Annotated in this window: 3 protein-coding genes; all 3 read right to left on the reverse strand. The window is 47.4% G+C overall.

Annotated features, from left to right (window positions below):
- Positions 1–4,634 (reverse strand): beta-ketoacyl synthase N-terminal-like domain-containing protein (locus ACIFO6_RS23315; protein WP_430044352.1); only part of this gene is annotated, 4,634 nt, incomplete at its 3' end.
- Positions 4,609–5,832 carry an ACP S-malonyltransferase gene (gene fabD, locus ACIFO6_RS23320; RefSeq protein WP_430044354.1) on the reverse strand — a complete coding sequence of 408 codons (1,224 nt, stop codon included), beginning with the start codon at positions 5,830–5,832 and terminating at the stop codon, positions 4,609–4,611. The genes fabD and ACIFO6_RS23315, both read right to left, overlap by 26 nt.
- A gap of 568 nt (positions 5,833–6,400) precedes the next feature.
- The coding region (locus ACIFO6_RS23325) for a condensation domain-containing protein (RefSeq protein WP_430044355.1) at positions 6,401–8,791 on the reverse strand (2,391 nt) is incomplete at its 5' end.

Raw genomic sequence — 8,791 nt, forward strand, 5'->3', positions numbered from 1 at the left:
TGACGGAGCGAAAGCAATTCACGTGCTTTGACATCCAGCTTTTTGTAGGGTGTAAACGACTTGGCTTCATTGCTTGTCTGCTTGGGAATAGCCTGTACGGATGGAGCGGGTGCTAATGCAGCCGCGACCTCCTGCTTGGATTCGGTACGGATAATCTCGGCGTTTCCTCTACTTGCTGATGGCAAAACGCCGGATTCAGGGCTAAATGCCTCGGAAGCTATTACGGATGCAGAGGGCTGATGCCGGAGAACATCAAGCTGCTGTGACATCAGATGTAGCTGTTGCTCCAAAATTCGCTCTACACCCGCAGGAGCTGTAGAGATTGGGAAGCTTTGAGCCCGTGTTTGCCCAGCCGTATCTATACCATAAACGGATGCGGCAGCCGGAACGCCGGATTCATGATACAGTTGGGTTAACGGGGAAGCTGTATGAACAGCCTGATTCAGAGTGGTATCCGGACGATTTTCCACAGACTGAATCGGGGCTTCAGCAGAAGTGGAAATGCTCACCCGTTCGGCTACGTAGCTGGCTAACAGCTCCAGCGTGGTCAACGATTCGAAAAATTCGTTCATCGGAACGTCCAGTCCGAATGTATCCTTGATGCTGTGGCGAACCTGGGACAAATTAATGGAATCCAGCCCAAGCTCCAGAAAATGTGTTTGTGGCTCCAGTTCCTCCAGACTGAGCTGGGACACGTTACCGATCATTTTTGCTAATTTTTGAAGGATAGATGATTTGTGCTGATTGGTAGCCAATGCTGACACCGAATACTCGTTCCCCATAATTCCAGTCTCTCTTACTGTTGAGTTTTCATGAACGGGTGCCTTCTGTTCCTTTCGAACCTGTTCGGGCACGTTAATCCAGCATCTTTTCCGTTCGAATGGATACGTAGGCAGAGAAACCTTTTTGTAGTGGTTACCTGCATATAGGGTACTCCAATTGATCTGCGCTCCCTGCACATACTTGGCAGCCAGTTGCTCCAGTGATTGCAACGTGTCCAAGCTTCCATTGGCCGTCTCTGCGCCACCTGTGCTATCCGCTTTCCCGGTGTATACACCTTCGACGGCTCTGCCTTGTTCGTGCAACTGAAGCACCCTTGCTTTCAGCACATCCGCTCCTGCGGCAGTCACCGCAATCCGGTGATTAAGGTGGCTTCTGCCTGTGTTAGCCGTATAGCATACATCCTGCATCACGAGTTCTTCCGCCCGTCTGAACCGTTCTGCGTACCGCCCGACCAGCTCGCGCAAAGCGGATTCACTCCGCGCTGACAAGGTCAGCAGCAGCGGTGATGATCCATTGTTGCTGGCCCTGTAGGATTTATCCGATTCCGTCTTTGATATATATTCCTCCAGCACCACATGGCAGTTTGTTCCACTGAATCCAAAGGAACTCAGCCCGCTTCTTCTCGGGAAGCCGTTCGTCTTCCATTCCCTCAGCTTCGTATTGGCATATACCGGAGATTCCTCGAAATGGATCTTCTGGTTTGGCGTGCGAAAATGAACGAGCGGCGCAATTTTTTGATGCTTCATGGACAGTACGGATTTGATCAAGCCCGCGATCCCGGCGGCTTCGTATAAGTGTCCGATATTCGTCTTGACTGTGCTGATCGCCACGAACTGTTTGCGCTGTGTATGCTTGCGGAAAGCCTTGGTAATGCCGTCAATCTCGACCGGATCGCCCAGCTTGGTTCCGGTTCCATGCACTTCGATATAGCTAACTGTTTCTGGATCAATCTGTGCATCGTGCCACGCCTGCAAAATTACTTCCGCCTGAGCGAGCGCATTCGGCGCGGAAATACCAATCGTACTGCCATCCTGATTGATGGCACTTCCCTTGATCACAGCCAAAATGTTGTCACCGTCTTGCTCCGCTTTACGCAGCGGCTTCAGGAAAACCGCTCCAGCGCCTTCGCCCCAGCCTGTTCCATCCGACTGATCGTCGAAGGCGCGTGCCCGATCATCGGAGGATTCCATGCCTATACCCGCTTTCAGCGGAAGCAAAATCGTCTTCACTCCACCTGCCAGTGCCATATCGCAGTCTCCATTGAGGATGGACTTGCATGCCAGATGTACTGCAACGAGTGAGGAAGAGCATGCTGTATCAATCGTTAACGCCGGGCCTTTTAGATCGAGCAAATACGCAATTCGGCTGGAAATAATGGACGATAAATTACCAATGGCAAAGTTCGGCAGCGCACCCGGTTCCACCTCGGACAGCAGGCGCTCGTATTCGAAGCTGGTTTTGGAGAAGCCAACATACACACCAACCTTTTGGCCTGCCAGCTGCGTGCCACCATACCCCGCATCCTCAATCGTGCTCCAGGCGGTTTGTAGAAATAGCCGTTGATTTGGGTCCATTAGCGAGGCTTCCCGTGGAGTCAGCTTAAAGAAGGAGTAATCGAACTTGTCTATTTCGTCCAAATAGCCACCTTCTGCGATTTGCATATTCCGTCCTTCTGTATTCAGACGGGAAATGAAAGCTTCGGCATCTTTTCTTCTTTCATCGCTGTACGGACCGATATTGTCTGCCCCTGATGACACATTCGCCCAAAACTGCTCCAGTGTATCCGCTTGAGGAAACTTGCCGGACATGCCAATGATGGCGATATCCCGGTCATTCGCTGCCTCCTTGGCCTCGGGCTGTGTTGTTGCAGTCGCGTCACTGCTTAGGCTTTGACTGGAGATATACGAAGCCAGCTTGGCGATGGTCGGATAGGAAAAGAAGTCCGTCACCTCAATATGAATCCCTAATTGGTCCTCCAACTGGTCCACAATTTGAACGAGCTGCAAGGAAGTCACTCCGATATCAAAGTAGCTGTCATCTGTTCCAATCGACTTTACATTTAAAATATCCTGGCAGATTCCAATCAGCTTTTGTTTTATTTGTCCTTGAGGCAGGACTACACGCTCAGTTGCCTGAGCGATTTGAGTAGCCTCGGCCAGTGATGTCAATATTCCATCAAATTCACCCTGCTCATAATTCTGGGCTAATTTGAAGCGCTGAACCTTCCCGCTGGTTGTTTTAGGGATACGTCGAATCGGAACTACATCCTGAATATTCCAGCCTCCCCGGTAGTTCAGATGGCTTTTCAGCTTTTGAACTAGCGGCACAAAATGCTCTATCTTTTTCGTGTGCATCACAAAAACAACAATACGATCCTGCCTAGTTTGCGCATCATGGACACCACACACCGCTACTTTTCCGAGATCCACGCCATCCAACTCCTCGGCAGTTCTCTCGATGTCATGCGGATAAACGTTCTGGCCGTTCACGAAAATGATATCCTTGGCTCTACCAGTAATAACCAGGCGGCCATTTCTCATAAACCCTAAATCTCCGGTGATGAGCCAGCCATCCTCTGTTTTGACCTTCGCGGTAGCCTCTGGGTTGTTGTAATATCCAGCAGTCACATTTTTGCCCCGGATTTGCGTGTGTCCAATCACACCATCTTCCAGCACTCGATTTTGTCCATCGCAAATGCGGACAGAGGTGCTGGCCATCGGATACCCCAAATCCACAAAAGTAAGACACCGCTTGTCGGATTTGTCTACTTCTTCTATGGGTTCACCTACGTGTAACTGCTGCCGATTCAAATAAAGCGGAATAAAATTATCTTTGTCCAGAGGGGGAGTGGAAACTCCCACGCTCGCCTCTGCCAGTCCATAGACAGGAAACATCACATTTTTATTCAAGCCGTGAACACTCATCGCATCCATAAACACATGGCAAAGCTCTACAGATATCGGCTCAGCCCCATTTAAAATCATACGTACGCTTGACAAATCCCAGTTATCCGCTGTTTCAGGTTTGTACTGATCGAGAAAAAATTTATATCCAAAATTGGGAGAGCATATTTGGGTCACCTTATGCTCCGATACTTTTTTTAGCCATAAAGACGGGCGTCGGATAAAAAGTGCCGTTGGCATAATCAGCTGCTTGGCATTAGCGACCACACAGGTTAAATGAAAGGCGATCAATCCCAGATCATGCGTAAGCGGCATCCAACCCAAATAAGCATCCTTGGAGCTCATGCCCGTTTGATTTGCGACATCCCGAATATTGTAAACCAGATTTTCATGTGTCAGCATGACCCCTTTAGGATCACCTGTAGAGCCTGAGGAAAATTGGATAAAAGCCAAATCCTCCGGTTTGGATGCATGAACTACACCTTTATTCAGACCGGAATAGTCTAATGCATGGCTTGAAAAAGTTGCTTTTTTAACAGGCTCAAAGGAATCCAGCAGTTCGTGCTGATGCGCGTACTTTTCCAGTTGTTCCAAAACCTTGTCATCCGCAACCATATAAGGGCGGGAGAGCGTATTCCAGATTTTAAACAGTTTCATTTTATGTTCATCATTATTCCCGATGCTTACAGGAACAGGAACGATTCCACCGAGCAGGCAGCCCCAAAATACATTTACAAAGGTATGATTGTCGTCGATCTGCATGATCAGCTCATCGCCAGATTGTATCCCTTTTTCCTGTAATGCATGAAGCACCTGCGATGCTTGCTCCAGAAGTTTACTGTAGGACACATATTCCTCTTGCTTATCACCGGAAATAAAGGTGATCCCGTTCTCATCCCGGCTTGCACGGTCTTGAATGATTTCAATTAAAGTTTGAAACTGCTCCATCCTGATCCCTCCTTAATTGCTCTAGCATTACTTTCTGCTCTCCTTCGGAGACCCGTTTGGTTTGCAACACCCGGCGAATACACCCCAGTATTTCCTGTCTTTGCTCAGAAGCAGGTGGTGGACTGCTGTCTGATTCTGAGTTTCGCAGTAATTCTTCCAGTTTCCGAACAGGTAAAATAACACCTTTTCGATACTCATCTTCATTCCAATTGGCATTGGGGGTAGACACCGCCAGCGACAGGGAACGGGCAATCCAATCACGGATCGAGAAACGGCGTTCCAGTTCAACTCGATCCAGGTCTCTGTCTAGGGAAAGCACTTCAATAGTGGTGTTTATTTCTTTCGCCAAATTTTTCAGCACTGTCCGTGGGCCTAGCTCAATGCCTTGCTCCACGCCATGATTCGCCATATACTGCATGGTTTGTATCCATCGAACCGGGTGAGTCATTTGCAAAATCAATCCTTGACGGATGCTGTCTACATCGGAGTATGGCTGAGCGGTCACATTCGAGATCACGGACCACTGCGCTTCATGGAAAGTGTATTTTTGCAGCTCAATGGTCAGCCTGTCCGCAGCATGCTGCATAAGCGGACTATGAAAAGGACCGCTAACCTGCAAGCGAGTAATTTGGGCCCCCCGCTGTTCTAACTTGCCAGCTACCACAGCTACCGACGTATGATGACCAGAGACGACATACTGATTGGGCGAATTGTAACAGGCAATGACAGCAGGCTGATCGACTGTGGAGTGCAGACGACAGAATTCTTCCACGAAGTTCAATTCAGCTCCGCGAATGGCAATCATGCTGCCCAGACCGGCCTCTGCGGCTGCTTCCATGAAGCGCCCCCGCTCTTGTACCAGTCGTAAAGCGTCGCCAAAGGACAGAACACTGCTACTTACCAGAGCTGAATATTCACCCAGGCTATGACCTGCTGAAAATTCCGGAATAATCCCAATTTCGTGCATATAACGTCGGAATGCAATGACGCTGATCGTAAGAAGTGCCGGCTGAGTATAGAATGTCCTGGATAATTGGGTGATCGGACCTACCATGCATAGAGCTTTCAGATCATATCCCAAAATATCAGCAGCCTCTTCAAACAAGCGATCCGCTTCTGTAAAATCGCTATGCCATGCGGCTCCCATTTCTACATACTGAGATCCTTGTCCTGGAAAAACCAAAGCCATGCGATTCATACCAAACCCCTTTCCTCTCCACAAAGATGTGGCAAAACAAAAATGTTTTTACGATTCGGGTGTTAATGTACATATGCATGGAGATACCGAGATGTAAAGATAGATGCAGCAAAAAGCAACAAAACGGATTGCCAAAAAACAGTAATCGACATTGTAAAAGTGAATTGGTTATGGAGTTCCATTCGTGCTGTAATTGAGATCAAAAGTCAGGTGTGTGAATAGACTTGGAAGTGTAAAAAACCTTGGAGTATGCTGAAATTTCAGGCCATAAACTATGCCCTTTTGGTGGACGAATCCAAATGCTGATGCGGGTCACTCAAAACAATTCCTCCTCGAATCTTCGGACCCCTACAAAATTTGAAATACATTAATCCGATTAAGTTTATGGGATTTAATTGATATAAAAGTCGCGTTACTCATTTTACTTGTCTCTGTCAATTTGCTTGTATTTTAAAAAAACCCTCCCTTGGTCGTCATGGGCCCGAAAGCAACCGTTACATCAGCTACTTTCATGAGAGAGGGGAATTGATAAGGTTTTATTTTAGTTAAAAAGTATATCTTCAGTTCTTTACTGCGGTATGATCAGATCCGAAAGAACCTTTTCATTTGCAGCTTGAAAGAGTCGGTAAATTTCCTCGCAATCTTCCTCATACGGAAGGGACAGAGAGATTTTTAGAACACTTGCCGTATATGCAGACTCGAAGAAAATGGCTTTGCTTCCATTAGCATCTTTTTTCGGCCTATTCAAAGTACTGAGCAACTTCGAGTCTTCCTGCATTTTACCCAAGTAGTTAAACACAATAGGTAATTGTTCAAAATTCTTTTTTAGAATGCTGCTTGATTGCGGGTAAACTGATTTCATTTCTTCGTTAAAAATCAAATTAAAGAAATTCAAATGGTGATTTGCAGCAACATCCAAGGGTTTTTGAATAACGTTTTCATAGGATATCTCCTCTTCCTTCTGGAGCAAAACAGGAATATGGTCAATATATTCTCCCAGTGACCCAAAGTAGTTTCGATCCCCATACTGTCGTCCATACTGCGTTAACCATAATGGAACTTCTGTCTGTTCAAAGTAACTGCTAAAGAACTGAAATCCCATTTGCAACGAAATATTCGATAGGTTTGTAGCACCGTCCTGTTTTGGAATATCATGCAGCTTCAGTTCCCAAATAAATGAGGTGGATTCTGCATAGTTACACTCCCGGGTTCTTGCATGGATTCGACTATTGTTGTTGTCAAACGCTTGGAGCTTAAATTGCTCCACAATCTGCGGATCGCTGAGTCCTTGCGGACCTTGGCGGATATGATCGACATAATCGTGATAATGGAATGTTTTAACTGTCTGACTCTGCTGTGTATGATCGTATTCCTCCAGAAGCTGATTATGCAGAACGACACTGCTCGTAGCATCAAAAATGATGTGTGAGCATGGCAGCAGCAGCAAATATTCCCGCAAATTCAAGCGAACCAGCACCATCCGGTATTGCAGAGCTTGTTTCTGCTCATATGGTTCAAAATAAAGATTCGACATGATGAATGGAAGAAGCTGCTGTTGTGTCTGCACCGGATAGACTGAAAGATCCACACAAGGCAATGAAATATGTTCCGGTGTTGGCCGTACTTCCCATTCCCAGATTCCATTCGATTGTACAAGCACACTTCTCAGTAATTCATGGCGATGAATTAACTGCCGAACCGCTGTGGACAGACGTTCCACATCCACGTATTGGTCCAGCCGCACCACAGTACCCGAGGGAGCAGCGTGCATCAAATGGTAATGCTGAGCAGGTGCCAGCGGGAAACGATGGATAGCCTCTGAGCTGAGTAGATGCTCATCCCAGCGAGCATTCATTTCAGCGATTTTTAAAATCCATTCTTCAGACTCAGACTGACATTGATGATTGTTTGCCTGTTCCTCGTCTGTTTGCTCCAGCTCTGTGTACCCTGTTCTAACCCGTTGGCTGGCGTCTTCCTCACCCATCGGAACGATATAATGAGGGTGCAGCTCGGAATGAATATGAGACGAAATTCCCGTGGTTATTTCATCCACCTGATCTGACCGGAACGGATATACATGTAAAAATAAATAGTCGCGCTCATCGTTGGGTACGAATTGAAGCATAGCCTGTACTATAAAGGTTTCGCTAATCCATTGTTCAGCTGCCGTTACATCTGTAAGCCATGAAGTATCTTGCTTGGTGACAACTTTATCAAGGGATAACCGGTCAGACAAGCTTCGAATGGTTTGATGTTGCAACACTTGATGTACGCCTAATGGAATTCCTGATTCCTGTGCTTTGGAGACGAGCTGAATGGCCTTTAAAGAATGACCTCCAAGTTCAAAGAAGTTCTCGTCGATACTTACCTTTTCTACCCCAAGCACCGTCTGCCAAAGATTCGCCAATTGTTGCTCCATTTCATTTCTTGGAGCAAAGTAGGCTATATCCAAGCTACTTGCCCATTCCGGCAATGGCAGTGGCAGGGCCTTACGGTCGATTTTGCCATTCGGTGTCAGTGGCATGAACTCCAGCTGCACAAAGTATGAAGGCACCATGTAGTTAGGTAGCTTTTCGCCCAGTAAGTTGCGTAGCTCACCTGTGCTCACTTCTCGTTCTGCCACATAATACGCCACCAGTTGGTTTTGACCCTGCTCATCCTCATGGGCCAGTATGATTGCTTCTTGCACGGCTTCTACTTTTAAAAGGTTCGCCTCAACCTCGCCCAGTTCAATCCGATAGCCCCGGATTTTCACCTGGTGGTCGATCCGGCCCAGATGCTCGATGTTGCCATCCGGCATCCATCTTGCCAAGTCCCCCGTTCGATACATCCGTTCATACCCTGCTTCTCCGTTCGTAAACGGATTTAGTATAAATTTCTCCTCCGTCAGTTCGGCACGATGCCAATACCCACGCGCCAGACCTGCCCCCGACACACACAGTTCCCCAGCTACGCCCAC

It is taken from the genome of Paenibacillus sp. NRS-1781 (assembly GCF_050467745.1).
Classification (GTDB): Bacteria; Bacillota; Bacilli; order Paenibacillales; family Paenibacillaceae; genus Paenibacillus; species Paenibacillus terrae_A.